This window comes from Chryseobacterium sp. II3a (assembly GCF_057815135.1).
The window spans coordinates 590,668-606,594 of sequence record NZ_JBYPZJ010000001.1 but is presented as its reverse complement, the minus strand read 5'-3'; the positions used below and the strand labels follow the sequence as shown (position 1 = coordinate 606,594).

The window sequence follows — 15,927 nt, the reverse complement described above, 5'->3', positions numbered from 1 at the left end:
GATTTCTGGTTTACAATACTAGCTAACCAACAGAATTTCAATACAGAATCAGGCATTAACCACATTTCAAGAACTTCCCTCCTCCAGCTCCCATTCTTCAACTCTATTAAACTTAAAACCTTATCTTCGCAAAAAATTTGACAATATGAAAAAAATGATATTTCTGGCTTCGGCTGTTCTGGTACTCAATTCCTGCGTGGTAAGAACTGCTACCAAAGTGGTATCAGGAGCTGTAAATATAGGCTATAAGGCGGTAAAAGGAACTGTGAATGGGATTAGCTGGGCAGTAAGCAAAGCAAAAGGTAAAATAGATGAAGACCGTTTAGATGGAACCTGGAAGATAGTGGGCGTTTACAAAGGTTCTTTCGAAGATTTTACCAAAGATCAGAATCCGGAAAGTACATTTTCTTCTGAATGTGCAGGCGGCTTTGACCAAATGATCTTTAAGGCTAAAAAATCTAAGTTTAAACCAGTGCATTGTAGTACGGATAATGAAGATTGGGTAAAATACTCACTGGAATTCGGGAAAAATCCTATTACTAAGGAAAAGGAAAACTATATTGAATACAATTCCAATAATTATATTTCTGTGATTGATGTTAACAGCAAAACGATGGTATTAGAAGGTAATCTGATGCCTAAGCTGGCATTCTCAGGAGCTAAATTATATCTTTTGGAAAAGGTAAAATAAAAATAACAGAGCCTGTCTTCATAGTAAATGACAGGCTTTTTTTATATTTCATTTTTATTTCCCACAGATTTCACGGATTACACAGATGATTGAAAACAGCAGAATGTTTTAAGATGCAAAGAGCTATATCTGAAGCCTTATGATTTTAAGAATAGGTTTAAGAAACTACTTATTTTCTATGTCAACAATCTTGTTTCCTTCATTTCCCAGATAATGAAGAACCAGATTTTCATAGACTTTATAACCATCATCAATATTGGTAAAAATAATAATGCCTCTACCGGAATCCGGAAGTATGATCGCAATACATCTTGTCCCCTGATCGGCTCCGCCATGAGCTAAAGCATATTCACCATTACCCAGATCATAGATTTCAAGACCCAATCCAAAGTATTTATTTTCTTTGGTTTTCACCTGCTTTTTGATCATTTCCTGGAATACTTCAGGTTTCAGGTTTTTACCTTTCATCACACTCACCATAAAGTTTCCATAATCTTTGATTGTAGTATGCAAATCATCCGCGGCATTGGCCTTTTTATTTTTTTCTGTTGGATATGGTTTTCCATCTGTATTATATCCGATGATAAATCGTGATTCATCCGTCTTCTGATCCCAAATGTAGTTGGTATCATCCATTTTAAGAGGTTTGAAAATCAAGTCTTTTGCAATTTCTTCCAAGGGTTTTCCCAATTTCTTTTCAATGGCTTTTCGCAGATATTCAAAACCTTCTCCTGAATATTGATATTGTGTTCCTGGTTCAAACTGAAAATTAAGTTTTTTGTCTGTATTCATCCATCGCCAGTTCGGAAATCCGGTCTGGTGGCTCAGAATCATTCTGGTCGTAAGTTTTTTATGCCTTGGGTCATTGATGATATCAGGATCCGTCCAGTAAGCATCCAAAGACTCATCCAGCTTCCACTTTCCTAAACTGATCAAACGCAGAGCGACCATTGCTGTAACGGGCTTGGTAAGAGAGGCTACATTAAAAAGGGCATTATGAGGAGCTGAAAATCCTTTCGTAACATCTCCGAAAACTTTTACTTCTTCTAATTTTCCTCCCTTGATGATGCCTAATCCAAGCGCAGGAATGTTGTTTTCTTTAAGCCAGTTTTCCATTGACTGATCATTATCAAACATCGCGTCATTATCTGTAGTTTGCTTTGGATGATGATTAAAACTTAACGAATTCTTCAGCCTCCACTCATCTTTTTCCAATATCCATAAATGGGTAAAACTGGCTTCTCCTACTAGTTTTTCGGTATGATTTTCTGCTTTTTCATAAAACAGATGGTGTCCATTCTGAATGGCAGCATATATCTTTCCCTCTTTATACATGGGATAAACCTGAGTGCTTTTGTCAATCAGGATTCTCTTTAACTGATAGGTTTCCGGAGATTTGCATAAGCCATTTTTGAAATCGGTTATAAATTTATTTTTTTCCGCAAAGCCTCCTTTATCGTGATAAAATTCAAAATTTTCACTTAGAAAACTTTCCATCTTAGGAATATCACAGGTATTATAGGCGACTGAAAAAAACAGACTGTCTTTAGACATAATGGTTTGGTAAAGCGGATCCGTTTTGGGTAATTGCGCCCGAATATGATTAAAAATAAGAGTAAAAAAAAGAAGTGCCAATGAAGCTGTCTTTGTCATGATTAAATTTTTGACAAAGATTATATTTTCATCTGTTTCGAAACGAAAAATGAACCCGACAAAAACCCGACAAAGTCCTGACAGGTCTTATATCATACTGAAATTCAACTTGAAATACAATTTCTTATTCCTGTCAATCTCTGCAGCGTTGCGAAGGATAATAAAAATATTAGAGAGTGCAATCACGATCATAAGAACTAAAGTAAACGATCTTCCGAGCTTTAAAAATATACCCAGCATGAATACAATCGGTGCCATTACCGTCCATATCATCTGGATTGAAATGATCTGGCGAGCCAGACTATTTCTCTGCTTCAGAGTAAACATCAGAATAAGCGGAACGAAAATATTGAGTGGTGGCAGCAAGGTAAATAACAGTGATGAAAGATTGATGATTTTAATGAGAGAATAATTGATTTCAGACTGCTGTTCTTCTTTTACTTCCGGAATGACTTCATGGCTTACTTCATCAACTGTATCCGAAATTAGAATGCTATCCTGTAATGATGCTTCTTCTATTTCCAATGCCTGAGCCAATGCTCTTAGAGTATGTCCTTTCGGTTCTGTACCTGCTTCAATCCTTTGAATGGTTCTTACAGAAATTTTAGATTTTTCTGAAAGTTCTTCCTGGGTCAGGTTTTTGTGTTCTCTTGCGACTTTTAATTTGGACATTTACTTGGAAAGGATTCATAATTGATTTGGCTAATTTACATTTTTTAGAGGGATAACAAAAGCTGTTTCATAAACAATTGGTCTACAAAAAGTAATTTTAAACACTGTTCAAAAATTTAATCAATTCACAACTGAGAGAATTCCCTTATTTTTTAAAATTCAGTTTTTTCCCTTAATGTAGATTTATTTGAATTTGAGAAATTTGTATTAGACAAAAGAGAAAAAGCGTTTCATATTCTCTAGCATCAGACCTTTATGAATAATGGGGATTGATATATAAAAAACGCTGAAAATTAAAACAATAATAACCATTTTTAAATAAAGTATATGTCAGATAAAGTAAACAGTCAGACCACAGATGCGGTAACGCAGACCAATGTGACAGTGCTTGGAGAATCTCCCGCTCAGGCCATGAGTATGCTCTATCAGATGGCGAGCCACGCCAGTGGAATTTCCATCCAGAATTCGGTAACCAATCAACAGAATCTGAACCAGTTAAATCCTGTAATCATTGCTGATGCCATTAAAATCTTAAAAGGATAATTTCAAAAATGAAAGAATATGGATACAACCCAAAATACAGATGTACAGGCCAACACTCCCATTGAGGAATCTGTAGTCTTTGTTAACGGTGAAGTATTAACTCCACCAGCAACTACCCCAATAACAGGTGCTTCAAAGATAATGACTGATCAGGCTACTGGAATGATGATGCAGGATCTTCAATCTTTCCTGAAAGGATTTGAGCAATTAAGTTTAATCGCTGTCAGCAGATTAGCTAATAACATGCTGACTTATGGAAAATATCACCACGATCCCGATGCTCTCCATAAAGATAAATCTTCCGAAAATGACTTTCAAGATGTTGGGAAAGGGAATGAAGTGATGAAAGATCTTTTCAAAATTATCAGTGATTATGCTGAAGTAAAAACCAGAATAACAGCTCTCAGTCTCCCTGCGCCCACCCCGATAGTCAACAGCAATATGTCCTCGCCTTCACCTGCAGCTTCACTGGATCTTTCACAAGAAGATTCTCAAAAAAAAAACATGACCTCTGAGATTAATGATGAAGCATCTGAAGAATCGGCTTATGATGAGCCTGAATTTCCCACCGGGGAAAATAAGGCTTCTGAATCTAAACAAAACCTGATCTCAAAACTATTTAATACCTTAAAATCAATATGATATGAATTACTCAAATGACAGCAAACCTGCTCAAATATTCAATTTAAGATCTTTAGAAGAACTTAATGAGAGTTTCTTTCTCCAAAGGGATAATGATACAGCCTATTTCAGTATAAAAAAACCTGATAATAATACTAACCGGGTAGTATTCAACCTGCAAACCTCTGATATTAATATCACCCCTACAATACGGCTTGTAAACTGTGTCAACAAAAACAAAAAGTACCCACTTTATCAATCATTTGCTATAGAGACAAAAGATAAATCAACGGGTATTGCAATTATCATGATTAAACTGGATGATCAGAAAACGTTTTATTGTAATTTGAGAATTCTTCCACTCAATACTTTAAGTGATGTTGCAGACCAGGAAGCAGACTTCCCTCTTGTTACTGTGAATCTTGAAAAAGCAACTTATCTTTTAAAAACGGATATTACGATCAATCCATCCAATACCGGAGAAGCCTTGTATTCTACTCATGAAGTAGATGTGAATGCAATTTCAGACCTCATTACCTCAGCTGAAATGATAGAATTAAAAAGGGAACTAGAATTTCAGGGAGCAAGACTTATTGCCCATTACTGCCAGGAAATTCTTCAGATTGTAATCAATCAAAATTCAGCCGGCAACAGCACACTTCCTTTGCTTTCTGAAGATTATATTCTGCAGTTACCACTTGATTCACTGAAAGAGTTACTTTCTGCCAATGTCATTTCAGGAAATATAGCCCTTGAAATTGTAGGGAGTAATGTCATCAGAAATCTGAATCAGGACTGGACAGGAGCAAGTGCTTTTATAGACTATCTTCTTTAGCGGAGTATAAACATTTTGTTATTAACCTTAAAAATAAAATAATGAATACAGACGATGAATCCAATGCATCTCAGAGTGAAGCGCAGACTTCTACTTCCGATGCTGATCAACAAAATCAGATATCTTTTCCAGATATTCTTTCCCATGAAGATGAAATTATTCAGTACATCAAGGAGAAAGCGACTAAGGAAACTCTTAAATCTCTAGCTCCATTATTAGAAAAACTGGAAGAAGCCGTAAAACAACAGCAACAGGAAACTTCTTCACAAAATTCCGTTCCATCTGTTATCAATTATGATGAGCAGCTGAAAAATCTACAGGAAATTTCCAAGGAAAAAGTGAAAGCCCAAGAAATAAAGATTGCTGAAAGACTAAGCAAATTACAAGCAAAACTGGCCAACATTCGTAAATAAGTACGATCACCTCAAAACTAAATATTTATGGAATCCTATCAAAATGAAATCAACAATACGGGTATTGTAGCAATGTCATCAACAGTACCAGCCGCTATTTCTATGCAAGTGAATGCTCATTCCGTCGGAATCATGTATGAACAAACGGTACAGAATCAACAAAAAGATTTTCAAATAAGTACAGGCAATGCTGTCGCAGGCTTAAAAAAACTGACTGAGAAAAGATTAAGATATAAAGAAACTTTACCCTTTAGAAAAAGCAGGTTTGATATTTTATAAAAAACAATCAGTAAAATATATGGATGTGGTTCTACTCTAAAATCAGGTTCAATCTATATACATGGTTTTTTTAGTCACATTTTTCTTCACTTATAATATTATGCCTGAAGAAATAGAGCTTATCAGTATTTTATAAACCTCAAATAAATAGTACTGATCTATTTCCAGTACAACTGCATCCTTTTTTAAACACAAATAAAAATCAACATATTCATTATTAACCGAGATCTAATCTCACAAAAAACTAAAAATTATGTCACAAACAGTTAACCAGCAAATCACAGATGCTGTAACACAATCTAACGTAAAAGTAGTAGGAGAAGCTCCTGCAATAGCTTTAGGAAATGTCTATCAATCTGCAGCACATTCCACAGGAATTATGTTTGAAAATGCAGTAAATGCACAAAATCAGCAGAACATCTTGGGTCAGGCAGCCACCACCCAGGGAATCATGCAGATTTACAGTATGGATACCGTCGCTGATGCTATTTCCATTGCTAAAATGCTAAGTGCTTCTTAACAGAAATACTTTCATTACAAAAAAATGTTGGCCAGAAAGCCTGGCCATCTATTCAATACATCATAAAAAATTAAAATCATGGCACAAACAGTCAACGAACAAATCACAGATGCAGTTACCCAATCCAATGTAAAAGTTGTAGCAGAAGCTCCGGCAATGGCATTAGGGAACGTTTATCAATCCGCAGCACATTCCACAGGAATTATGTTTGAAAATGCAGTGAATGCACAGAACCAGCAGAATATTTTAGGACAGGCGGCTACTACTCAGGGCGTAATGCAGATCTACAGCATTGATACTGTATCTGATGCGATCGCAATTGCAAAAATGCTCAGCGCTTCCTAATGAAACTTTATTAGAGAAGAAAGATTACAATCGGGTAATCTCCCGATTGTTTTTTTACCTATTCAATCACTATTAATATAAACTAAAAAATTAAAATCATGGCACAAACAGTCAACGAACAAATTACAGATGCCGTTACCCAATCTAACGTGAAAGTAGTAGGAGAAGCTCCGGCAATGGCTTTAGGAAATGTGTATCAATCTGCTGCTCACTCTACAGGAATTATGTTTGAAAATGCAGTAAATGCACAGAACCAGCAGAATATCTTAGGACAGGCGGCCACTACTCAAGGTGTTATGCAGATCTATAGTATTGATACTATTTCGGACGCCATTTCAATTGCTAAAATGTTAGGAGCATCCTAATTCAGTTCTGAGGTTATTTTACCCCAAATAAGCAACACTTCATAGATAAAAGTAGTAACGGGATTAATCTCTCAAAAAAATTAATATCATGGCACAAACAGTTAACCAACAAATCACAGATGCAGTGACACAAGCTAATGTAAAAGTAGTTGCAGAGTCACCAGCAATAGCTTTAGGAAATGTGTATCAATCCGCAGCACATTCTACAGGAATCATGTTCGAAAACGCTGTCAATGCACAGAACCAGCAGAATATTTTAGGACAGGCAGCCACTACTCAGGGTGTGATGCAGATCTACAGTATAGATACGGTATCTGACGCGATTGCGATTGCAAAAATGCTTAGCGCTTCTTAATGTTTTTTAAGTTTTTAAAATGGGAGAATACGTTAGAGTTCTCCCTTTTTCTTTTAGCCTAATAATTTCTTTAACTCATAAAAAATTACACATGTTTACAATGTACTCTTCAAAACTATTAAAAATGCGCTCTTCTTATAGAATGCTTATCCCTGCACGTCATCCTATTTACTTGACAAAAAAATTTTCTACTGTTCCACAACCACCCGAAGACAAAGAAAAGAACACCCATCTATCTTCTTTTCCGCTCCAGAATAATAAAATGTATAGTTCTTTATTTCCAAAGAACTCCCAATTCAACATACCTAGCTGTGAAGCATTGTTCAAAAAAACTCATGATCATAGCTCTGGACCTTCACAAAAAAAGACATGTAAGAAATTATTACAGTATCTATTGTATATTATTTCATCTTATCCTCTCCTTCTTGAAGATAAGGATGAAAGAGGATTTTTTTTAGCAAGATGGGCCCGTAATATATGGAGTGCAATGGATTGTAAGATTAATGCCCGATACCATCGATACGAATTTACCCTGAAGGTTTGTAAGGCTAGCGAAATCATCACAGAAAAGAATGCTTTCAGCTTTTTTGCCGAAGAAGCAAGTATAGGATGTACTGTTCCGGGAGCGTTCAAGGGAAAAAACAGTCTATTTTTTGCAGGCAGGGAAAACAATGGAACCGCCAATGCCTTTTTCTTGGGAAATGTTAGAACGATCAATGATCCCAAACATCATAAAATTATCAATGAAACATTACCAGGTCATTTATTGCATAATAAAGATATTCCCGGAACTGTTACGATGAGATTTTTCAAAGAAGGAGATTATATCTTTATTGAAGTGATTGGCGAAGGATATGGTAATTTCGCCTATCTCAACGAGATATTTGCAGAACCTATTTTTAAATGGAAACTAAAAAACGGGATTAATATATTTGTACATCAAACGTAATATTATTTATCCAATAAAACAATCTCGGCAGCATCCACAATGCCATTCTGAATAGCATAAATAACCAATCCTGCCATGTTTTTCACACAGGTCTTGATCATTAGGTTCGTTTTATGTGTTTCCACCGTTTTAGGAGAAATAAAGAGGTTGTCAGCGATTTCCTTAGTACTTTGTTGCTGGCAGATCAGCCTGATGATTTCTACTTCCCTTTCTGTAAGGTCGTCTTTTGAATAAGCATGAAATTGAGGAAGCTTATTAGATAACTGTCCTCTCATCACATCAATCTGCTCGCTGGAGAAGTAATGTCCGTTATGATATACGGAGTGAATAACAGCAGACAGCTCATCCAGCTCAATTTCTTTTGGTAAAAAAGCATGAACTCCCATTTTCAGCATCTGTCCCATAAAAGAGCGTCTGTAGAAACTTGAAAGCACAATGGTTTTGATCCCGCTCTGAAGTGAGGGCAATGCTGATAAAACCTCCAGTCCGTCTCCATTATTCATTCTCAGATCCAAAATAAGAACATCCAGGAGAATATTAACTTGCTGAAGAAATGCATTGCCGCTTTTTGAAGTGAGTACTACTTCATAATGTGCATCGCTTTCGAGATAGTTTTTTAAAAGCTGTACAAAAAGTAAATCATCATCTACTATTCCTATTCTGATTTTCATAGTTTATATTTTAGTTTCATGTAACATTAAGAAAACAATACATCGAGTTCCGTTTTCAGGTTTGGTTTTAAATTTATAAACTGCATTGATCCGTCTGCTTCGCGATTGTATATTTTTAAGTCCAATTCCTATATCATTTTTTCCCACCGGAAATCCATGTCCATTGTCCTTTACAACCAGACTCAGGTATTTCACTGAAACCCTCAAGAGAACTGTAATTTCAGTAGCAAAAGCATGTTTCAGAATATTCGTTATCAGTTCCTGTACAATTCTGAAAAGATTCAGCTTAACTGTGCTGCTGATCAAAACGTCCCGTTCTGTATGTTTAACATATAAGACTTCAACCTCTTTACTGATCTGTACAAGATAATCGGCAATACAGTCAGAGAGCTCTATTTCACTTAAATCTGGTGGAGTAAGATTGTGAGACAGCTCCCGAATCAGCTGCATGGATCTTTTTAAGTCTGAATTTAATTCTTTACCATTTCTGGTATTAATGTTTAACCGGATTATATTCAGTTGGGAAATAATATTATCATGAAGCTCTTCCGACAACCGCTCTCTATCTCTTTCCTGCAAATAATGAATACTTTCCCAACATTCAGCTTCTGCATTCCGAACCAGCTGTATCATCTTTCTTTTATTCTTCCTAACCTGCTCAAAATAATGAATAACCAATACAATAATAAAGGCTGTCGTTAAGAATAAGATTCCTATACCAATCCATATCCATAACACTATAGTACTTTCATTTTCCGGGTATAACATCCAAGGTTGATAAAAGAAATATAAAAAGAAAATAGCAGAATCCCTCTAAATAACCAAATGGGAGCTACCCATTTCAGATAATTATTGATCAGAAAATTAAACGTTGTAGAAATCAGACATTCAACAGAAAAAAATAAAAACACCCATATATTGGTCACAAATAATATTTTATGAATATTTCCTTTTTTAATGATGTACAGGAAATAATAGGCGGCAAAGCTACACAGAATAGCACTCGTAATCACATTGGAATAAAAAGTAGCTGAATGAATGTTCTGCCTATACACAAGGTTGAATATCAGCAAGACAACAGCAAAAACACAGATTGCAAGTTTCAATGATTTTCCTATTGAAAAAAAATATCGGTCATAAATGGCCGTGATCATCAGCAAACCAAAAAACTGGCTTAGCGGATAATTAAAAATATTAATGGTATGCCAATCCAGAAGACGGTCTGCAAAATCAGAAACTTCCAACAACAGTTCTCCGAAAAAAAATATCAATAGTAATACATTTGATCTTTTATCCTTCATTAGCAATATAACCAATCCGATCAATAAGGTGAGATTGATAACAAATTGCAAATAAAATGACAATGTATTATATGTAAACATTACTCTTCTGTAAAAGTTGATATTCAATGGAGTCATTGGTAAATGGAGGTCTTGGCGTAGAATAATCTTCAGCAAACTGGCTCATCTGACCTATTCCTATATCCTTTACAGTAATTATTTCTATATGATAATCGGAGATGGGGGTATTTTCAAGGATCTTATTGGTTAAACCAAAAAAACACACACATGATTCTCCTTCCTTAAGATCAAGTTTATTATAATCACTAAAAGGAATCCTAATTACCTGAAAAAATTGTCCTTCCTTTTGCACATCTATCCAGTCACTACAATACATATTAAATGTAAAATTTCTACTGATCGCTGATTCCGAACTAATAGGAGGATAGGCTGTAACTATTGGAACTTTTTCTATGGCTTCATCCGGAGATCCATGAGAAAAAGGTTTTATAAAAATCTTCCCAAACTCTGCATAATAGTCACTGTGGGAATCAATCAGAAAAAATTTAAGTTGGTCTTCATCTATTCCCACATAGGCATGGATGGCTTTTTTTTTATCGTCTGTATTTTCCAAAAGCTTTGTCCATTCTTTAATCTCCGACTCATCAACTGAAAAGTGTGTCCCCTGATTAAGATATCTCATAATTTCACCCTTACTTTCTTTATTTCCGCTCATGTAAGCATCGATCAAAGCTTTCCATTTTCTTAAGGCCTGGTAAATTTTTTCAATAGTCATAGCATTAGTTATTTGTAAATAGTAAATGTTTTATTTGTTGAAATTTACAAAAAAAAGTATTTACATTTATTTATATCACGAATAAGTGGGTATTTTGATATAAAACAGCAAACCCCATAATTTATTTTTCAAATAATTTTATTGATGTATTGTAAATGATTCTAAGAAGCAAGACATTTGCATAAAAATTAATGATCCCACTTCAAGATCTTTCATTCTTTATCCTGGCAGCACTTATCTTGGTGATCAGCCCGGGACCGAATATGATTTACCTAATTTCAAAATCAATCACTCAAGGGAAAAAGTCCGGTTTTATTTCTTTAATGGGCGTGGTATGTGGATTCTTGTTTCACATCATTATGGTATCATTTGGGTTAACAGCTGTATTGCTGGCTGTTCCGTTTGCCTATACAGTTCTTAAAACCATCGGCACGGTTTATCTTCTGTATCTCGCTTATCAGGCCATCAAACCTAATAGTAAAAATATTTTTGATGTTGACAAAAACACTTCACATGATGGTCCGAAAAAGCTTTTTACTATTGGTTTTTTAACAAATGTTTTGAACCCAAAGGTTGCTGTCTTTTATCTTTCTTTTTTTCCTCAATTCATCAAGCCAGAATATGGTTCTGTACTCACTCAGAGCCTGGAGCTTGGTGTTGTTCAAGTGTTTGTAAGCTTTAGTGTTAATTTTTTAATTGTATTAACTGCTGCCAAAGTTGCCCGCTTCTTTGCCAATAATTCTTTCTGGATTAAGATACAAAAATGGTTTATGGCAAGTATACTTACTTATCTAGCTGTGAAAATGGCATTTTCAAAAGCAAAGTAATGATCTGAATACTTCTTAAAAAACAAGTAAAGCAGATCTTCTATATTATTGTAGTTTTGTAAAACCAGTTTCCAAAACATGAAGCATTCTATTCCTACCTACGATCTGAGTGATATCTCCAAACACCGCTTTCATATCAAAAGAATGGATCAGCATACCTATCATGCAGAGAATATTCTTATGGATAAAGGAATACATCGTGACAGTCACTATATATTTACTTTCATGGAAAGCGGACATGTAAGAATGATGGTTGATTTCAATACTATTGAAGCTAAAGATTCTACTATTTTCTGTGTGCTACCAGGACAGGTGCATCAAGGTCTTTTAATGGATAAGGTGAACGGATGGTTTGTCGCCATACAATCTGATCTGGTTCCGGATAATGTACGCTCTGTTTTTGAGGAATCTCTGGAAGGAATATATCCTCTGACGATGGGAAAATCATGGATAGAAAAATTTAATAATGCAGCTGCTATACTACATTCTTTTTATAACGAAGAAACTTTGGCTTCCAAAGAAGGTTTTTCAGTAATTCAATCTCTGCTTCATGCGTTTATAGGAATGTTTGCTTTTATCTATTCAAAAGAGAATTCTTCTCAAGCATCTGGCGAAAACCGCTCTTTACAACTGACAAGAGCATTCAAAATCATGGTACGCCAGAATTACAAAACCATGAAAAGTCCATCTGAATATGCAGAGAAGCTCAATATCTCAAGGGGATATCTCACCGAATCAATTCGCGAAGTAACGGGTAAACCTGCACAACATTGGATTCATCAGGAAATTTTAATTGAGGCTAAGCGTTTACTCGTATTTACCCACCTTACAGTAAAGGAAATTGCTTATGAATTAGGGTATAATGACCACACCTATTTTAGCCGTTTGTTTTCAAAAATGGAAGATCAGTCACCTTCAGAATTCAGAAGTATCAACAGATAGCTTCACATTATTTTCTTCATTGTATTTAGGCATCCTATCGCTCATACCACGAATTATCCAACCATTCCCATGAAACAGCTATCGGTATATTTTAATTTTGAAGCTTTCTTTGCAGTAAAAATTATTTATGCCAAGTTTACCAAAATGGATCAATGATACAGTAGAAAATGTATGGTCCTCAAAATTTAAAGAATGTAAAGTTATTCATATAGAAAACATTTCTCCAACGCTTCGCCTTATACGTTTTGAAACCGATTTACAGGATATTCAATTTGAACCCGCGTACGCTATAGGAATCAGAGTTAACGAAAGAGATTTTCGCAATTACTCGCCTTTCAATTTCAACAGAGAAGCAGGAACGTTTGAAGTCTTATTTCATATTCATAATAATTCTTCGGCGGGGAGTCTCTTCACAGCTGGTTTATCCATTGGAGATTCTATAAAAATTTTAATACCCAGAGGAAAACGCTTTTTTGAACCAGATGCAAAAATCCATTTCTCAATAGGAGATGAAACTTCTTTAGGAAGTTCACTTTCCATCAAAGAAGCTGTTGAAGAATGTGGTTCTTCATTTATTTGTCTTCATGAGCTTGAAGAAGCTCAGGCATTAGAAAATCTTAATTTATATGGTTATCATAGTCCCAAAAACAGCACGATGAGAATCATAGAAGCATTAACTGACTTTCTGAGAGAAGAAAAAGAAGCCATCTACAATGATGATGCTGTTTTTTATCTTACCGGGAACGGAACCCGGATGTCACTGATAAGAAAATTTCTTAAATCTAAAGGCGTCTCGTCTAGATGCATCAGATCGCAGGCGTATTGGATAGAGGGGAGAAAAGGACTGTAAAAAGATAGGAAGGAGGAAACTCTTATAAAACAGATCCCTGTAAGAGTTTCCAACCTCTATTTTTATTCAATATTATTCTATTTTAGTTTTTGTCCCAAAGATTTTACCTGCTTCAACCATGTTTCCCTTTGCTTCTCATTAGAATTCCGGATAATCCCCAAATAAGTTACTTTCATCACCTTTACTCCACAAAACTCCAGTGTTGATACCTTAAGCTGATTCACACTTGGTCTTCCGTACATCAAACGATAATACCAGCCCGGCTGATCTATTGTTGTAATGATATGGGCTGTTTTTCCTTTTAAAAGCTTATCCCACCATAAAGAATTCTCTCTGTATTTATAAGCTAATCCCGGGAGAAAAAGCCGGTCTATAAAACCTTTCATCAAGGCGGGTAAGCCTCCCCACCAAACAGGATGTACCCATACCAGATGATCCGCCCACTGAATAACCTCCCAGGCCTTCAGCAAATCCGGTTCAAGTTCCATCCTTTTTTGATATCCAAATTGTAAATTCGGATTAAACTTCAGATCTGCAATGATAATTTCTTTTATTTCTGCTCCTGCTTCTATGGCTCCGTTTTTATATGCTTCTGCAACACCGAAATTGAAAGATTCTTTATTCGGATGTCCATTGATTATGACTATTTTTTTCATTGTGCTATGTTGATATTAATTGTTTCATAGGCATTAAGCTGTGCCAGTAATGATAAAGGCTCATGCAGCTGGTGGCTGAAATACACATTATTTTCATGAGGATTTCTCAGTAATTCTTCGGTGTGTAAAACTGCTGATAAAGCTGTTAATTCGGCTTGCCCTTTTGTACTCTGCAGGCTCAGTTTTTTATGGCTGTTTTTATCATATACAAGAATTTCAAAGACCGCCTGATCTCCATTTCCACTGGTCCCAAAGATCTTTCTTCTTTCTTTTAAGGATAAAATATCAAAAAGCCGGATATATTGAAAACTGCCAAGAAGCCAGGTGATCCATTTTGAGCTGTAGGTCATCTTTACACTCACATTAGGAACTCTTTCAACCTTATTTAAGATGTACAGATCGGGAACATCAAAATTGTAGGCATTCCTCTTTCCAATCCCGAAAGAAAAATCAAAAATTTCAGTATTTAAAAAGTGCCTGATAGAATTAGGCTGGTCATTTTTATAATCATGAAAAGGAACAGCAACATTTTCTGCCATAAAATGAGCGGAACTCTCCCCTGCCAAATCTTTTACAGAATAATATACAAAGAGCTTTACACCCTGAACATCTGCATTGTCTTTTGAAAGAGCATTGACCAGTCCCGGAACAATTCCCCCCATCCAGCCGGAACTGAAAACAATCCTGCTGTTGATCTCCGATTTTCCGGCAATAGTATAAGCCTTTACCAGATCCGGAGTTGGTTTTGTGATATCCAGATAATCGATATGATTTTCAATGGCATATTTGAGGATATGATCAGACTTATCATTCACTGAAAGAATAATAAGGTTTATTTTGTTATCGGTAATTACCTGAAAAGAACCGGGATCCGTAACATCAATGGCCAGATGTCTTCCTGTACTTCCACCTCTACGTCCGCCAATAAAAATATTGAGATGAGGGTTTCTCGTCTGTAAAATACGGACAATTGTTTTACCCACTAATCCATTTCCGCCTATAATCAGAATATTGTGCTCCATCTATTTTTTTTGACAAAATTATAGAGCCTATCAACCAATCAACAGGACAAATGTCTAAAAAGAAATCTCTTTTCTGATGCGGCTTAAATGCCGCTGTGTAATCCCCAGGTAAGAAGCAAGATACTGTAACGGGATTTTCTGAATATAATCCGGATAGTTTTTAAGAAGTGCGGCATAACGCTGGGTTGCACTGTCTCTCTGAAGCTGGAAAAAACGGTTTTCCAATTCAAGATATTCCTGTTCGGCAATCATTTTTAAAAATTTCGTCCAGTTGAGATGATCCTGAATCAAAGTATCCATCTTTTCTTTCTTCAAAATCAAAAGTTCTGCATCTGTAATCGCCTGCATACTTTCTTTACTAAGACAGCCGGAAATAAATGATGAATAAGCAGCCATCATCATATTGGGAAACCTGAAACAATAGGTGATATCTTTTCCGTTATCAGAAAGATAGAAAGAACGGAAAATCCCTGATCGTATAAATGCCACTTCTCTGCATTTTTCACCTTCCTGAATAAAATATTCATTCTTGCTGACTTTCCTGATCTCAAAAAGCTTCAGAAACGTTTCAATTTCATCTTCTGAAAACAGATTAAAACTCCGAAAAAAATCATGTATCATGGGTTGGATTTCTTAATATGC

23 protein-coding genes are annotated in these 15,927 nt (G+C 35.5%); 14 read left to right on the top strand and 9 right to left on the bottom strand.

Annotated features, from left to right (window positions below):
* Positions 1 to 145: 145 nt before the first annotated feature.
* Positions 146 to 691, top strand: coding sequence for a hypothetical protein (locus AC3HD6_RS02810; protein ID WP_488894961.1), 546 nt, complete (start codon positions 146 to 148; stop codon positions 689 to 691).
* 165 nt (positions 692 to 856) lie between these two features.
* Here AC3HD6_RS02810 and AC3HD6_RS02805 read toward each other — a convergent pair whose 3' ends face one another.
* Entirely contained in the window at positions 857 to 2,344 is a 1,488-nt protein-coding gene (locus AC3HD6_RS02805) for a serine hydrolase domain-containing protein (RefSeq protein ID WP_488894960.1), read from the bottom strand.
* Positions 2,345 to 2,431: 87 nt separating this feature from the next.
* Complete coding sequence (locus AC3HD6_RS02800; protein ID WP_488894959.1) at positions 2,432 to 3,016, bottom strand: helix-turn-helix domain-containing protein; 585 nt, start codon at positions 3,014 to 3,016, stop codon at positions 2,432 to 2,434.
* A 327-nt stretch (positions 3,017 to 3,343) separates the two neighbouring features.
* Here AC3HD6_RS02800 and AC3HD6_RS02795 point away from each other — a divergent pair, with 327 nt between their 5' ends.
* The 10 genes from AC3HD6_RS02795 to AC3HD6_RS02750 all read left to right on the top strand — a co-directional run bounded on the left by AC3HD6_RS02795 (position 3,344) and on the right by AC3HD6_RS02750 (position 8,241).
* Positions 3,344 to 3,559, top strand: a complete 216-nt coding sequence (locus AC3HD6_RS02795; RefSeq protein WP_129055578.1) for a RebB family R body protein — start codon at positions 3,344 to 3,346, stop codon at positions 3,557 to 3,559.
* 18 nt (positions 3,560 to 3,577) lie between these two features.
* A complete protein-coding gene (locus AC3HD6_RS02790; protein WP_488894958.1) occupies positions 3,578 to 4,201 on the top strand; it encodes a hypothetical protein in 624 nt (207 codons plus the stop codon).
* A gap of 1 nt (position 4,202) precedes the next feature.
* Positions 4,203 to 5,015 (top strand): hypothetical protein, encoded by an 813-nt coding sequence (locus AC3HD6_RS02785; RefSeq protein ID WP_488894957.1) that lies wholly within the window; start codon positions 4,203 to 4,205, stop codon positions 5,013 to 5,015.
* Between the two features lie 41 nt (positions 5,016 to 5,056).
* Complete coding sequence (locus AC3HD6_RS02780) at positions 5,057 to 5,428, top strand: hypothetical protein (protein WP_488894956.1); 372 nt, start codon at positions 5,057 to 5,059, stop codon at positions 5,426 to 5,428.
* Positions 5,429 to 5,455: 27 nt separating this feature from the next.
* Positions 5,456 to 5,707, top strand: a complete 252-nt coding sequence (locus AC3HD6_RS02775; RefSeq protein WP_488894955.1) for a hypothetical protein — start codon at positions 5,456 to 5,458, stop codon at positions 5,705 to 5,707.
* Between the two features lie 253 nt (positions 5,708 to 5,960).
* Positions 5,961 to 6,227: a RebB family R body protein gene (locus AC3HD6_RS02770; protein WP_129055569.1), complete on the top strand. Its 267-nt coding sequence runs from the start codon at positions 5,961 to 5,963 to the stop codon at positions 6,225 to 6,227.
* A gap of 78 nt (positions 6,228 to 6,305) precedes the next feature.
* The gene (locus AC3HD6_RS02765) at positions 6,306 to 6,572 is read left to right on the top strand and encodes a RebB family R body protein (protein WP_129055567.1); all 267 of its coding nucleotides are present in this window, start codon (positions 6,306 to 6,308) and stop codon (positions 6,570 to 6,572) included.
* 98 nt (positions 6,573 to 6,670) lie between these two features.
* Complete coding sequence (locus tag AC3HD6_RS02760) at positions 6,671 to 6,937, top strand: RebB family R body protein (RefSeq protein ID WP_488894954.1); 267 nt, start codon at positions 6,671 to 6,673, stop codon at positions 6,935 to 6,937.
* 88 nt (positions 6,938 to 7,025) lie between these two features.
* Complete coding sequence (locus tag AC3HD6_RS02755; RefSeq protein WP_488894953.1) at positions 7,026 to 7,292, top strand: RebB family R body protein; 267 nt, start codon at positions 7,026 to 7,028, stop codon at positions 7,290 to 7,292.
* A 91-nt stretch (positions 7,293 to 7,383) separates the two neighbouring features.
* Positions 7,384 to 8,241: a hypothetical protein gene (locus AC3HD6_RS02750; RefSeq protein ID WP_488894952.1), complete on the top strand. Its 858-nt coding sequence runs from the start codon at positions 7,384 to 7,386 to the stop codon at positions 8,239 to 8,241.
* A gap of 2 nt (positions 8,242 to 8,243) precedes the next feature.
* Here the strand turns inward: AC3HD6_RS02750 and AC3HD6_RS02745 are convergent, their stop codons facing one another.
* From AC3HD6_RS02745 to AC3HD6_RS02730, 4 genes are all read right to left on the bottom strand, one after another.
* Positions 8,244 to 8,912 carry a response regulator gene (locus tag AC3HD6_RS02745; RefSeq protein ID WP_488894951.1) on the bottom strand — a complete coding sequence of 223 codons (669 nt, stop codon included), beginning with the start codon at positions 8,910 to 8,912 and terminating at the stop codon, positions 8,244 to 8,246.
* A 3-nt stretch (positions 8,913 to 8,915) separates the two neighbouring features.
* Complete coding sequence (locus AC3HD6_RS02740) at positions 8,916 to 9,545, bottom strand: sensor histidine kinase (RefSeq protein ID WP_488894950.1); 630 nt, start codon at positions 9,543 to 9,545, stop codon at positions 8,916 to 8,918.
* Between the two features lie 104 nt (positions 9,546 to 9,649).
* On the bottom strand, positions 9,650 to 10,213 hold the full coding sequence (locus AC3HD6_RS02735) for a hypothetical protein (RefSeq protein WP_488894949.1): 564 nt from the start codon (positions 10,211 to 10,213) through the stop codon (positions 9,650 to 9,652).
* 67 nt (positions 10,214 to 10,280) lie between these two features.
* Entirely contained in the window at positions 10,281 to 10,988 is a 708-nt protein-coding gene (locus AC3HD6_RS02730) for a hypothetical protein (protein WP_488894948.1), read from the bottom strand.
* A gap of 191 nt (positions 10,989 to 11,179) precedes the next feature.
* Between AC3HD6_RS02730 and AC3HD6_RS02725 the strand changes: the two genes are divergently transcribed.
* From AC3HD6_RS02725 to AC3HD6_RS02715, 3 genes are all read left to right on the top strand, one after another.
* Positions 11,180 to 11,815 (top strand): LysE family translocator, encoded by a 636-nt coding sequence (locus tag AC3HD6_RS02725; RefSeq protein ID WP_488894947.1) that lies wholly within the window; start codon positions 11,180 to 11,182, stop codon positions 11,813 to 11,815.
* A 78-nt stretch (positions 11,816 to 11,893) separates the two neighbouring features.
* Positions 11,894 to 12,757 (top strand): AraC family transcriptional regulator, encoded by an 864-nt coding sequence (locus tag AC3HD6_RS02720; protein ID WP_488894946.1) that lies wholly within the window; start codon positions 11,894 to 11,896, stop codon positions 12,755 to 12,757.
* Positions 12,758 to 12,884: 127 nt separating this feature from the next.
* On the top strand, positions 12,885 to 13,607 hold the full coding sequence (locus AC3HD6_RS02715; RefSeq protein WP_488894945.1) for a siderophore-interacting protein: 723 nt from the start codon (positions 12,885 to 12,887) through the stop codon (positions 13,605 to 13,607).
* Positions 13,608 to 13,684: 77 nt separating this feature from the next.
* Here AC3HD6_RS02715 and AC3HD6_RS02710 read toward each other — a convergent pair whose 3' ends face one another.
* The 3 genes from AC3HD6_RS02710 to AC3HD6_RS02700 are packed head-to-tail and all read right to left on the bottom strand — an operon-like array spanning position 13,685 to position 15,906.
* Complete coding sequence (locus AC3HD6_RS02710; RefSeq protein WP_488894944.1) at positions 13,685 to 14,263, bottom strand: NAD(P)H-dependent oxidoreductase; 579 nt, start codon at positions 14,261 to 14,263, stop codon at positions 13,685 to 13,687.
* On the bottom strand, positions 14,260 to 15,285 hold the full coding sequence (locus AC3HD6_RS02705) for a saccharopine dehydrogenase family protein (RefSeq protein ID WP_488894943.1): 1,026 nt from the start codon (positions 15,283 to 15,285) through the stop codon (positions 14,260 to 14,262). The genes AC3HD6_RS02710 and AC3HD6_RS02705 overlap by 4 nt, the downstream gene beginning before the upstream one ends.
* A gap of 54 nt (positions 15,286 to 15,339) precedes the next feature.
* The gene (locus tag AC3HD6_RS02700) at positions 15,340 to 15,906 is read right to left on the bottom strand and encodes a Crp/Fnr family transcriptional regulator (protein WP_488894942.1); all 567 of its coding nucleotides are present in this window, start codon (positions 15,904 to 15,906) and stop codon (positions 15,340 to 15,342) included.
* Positions 15,907 to 15,927 lie beyond the last annotated feature (21 nt).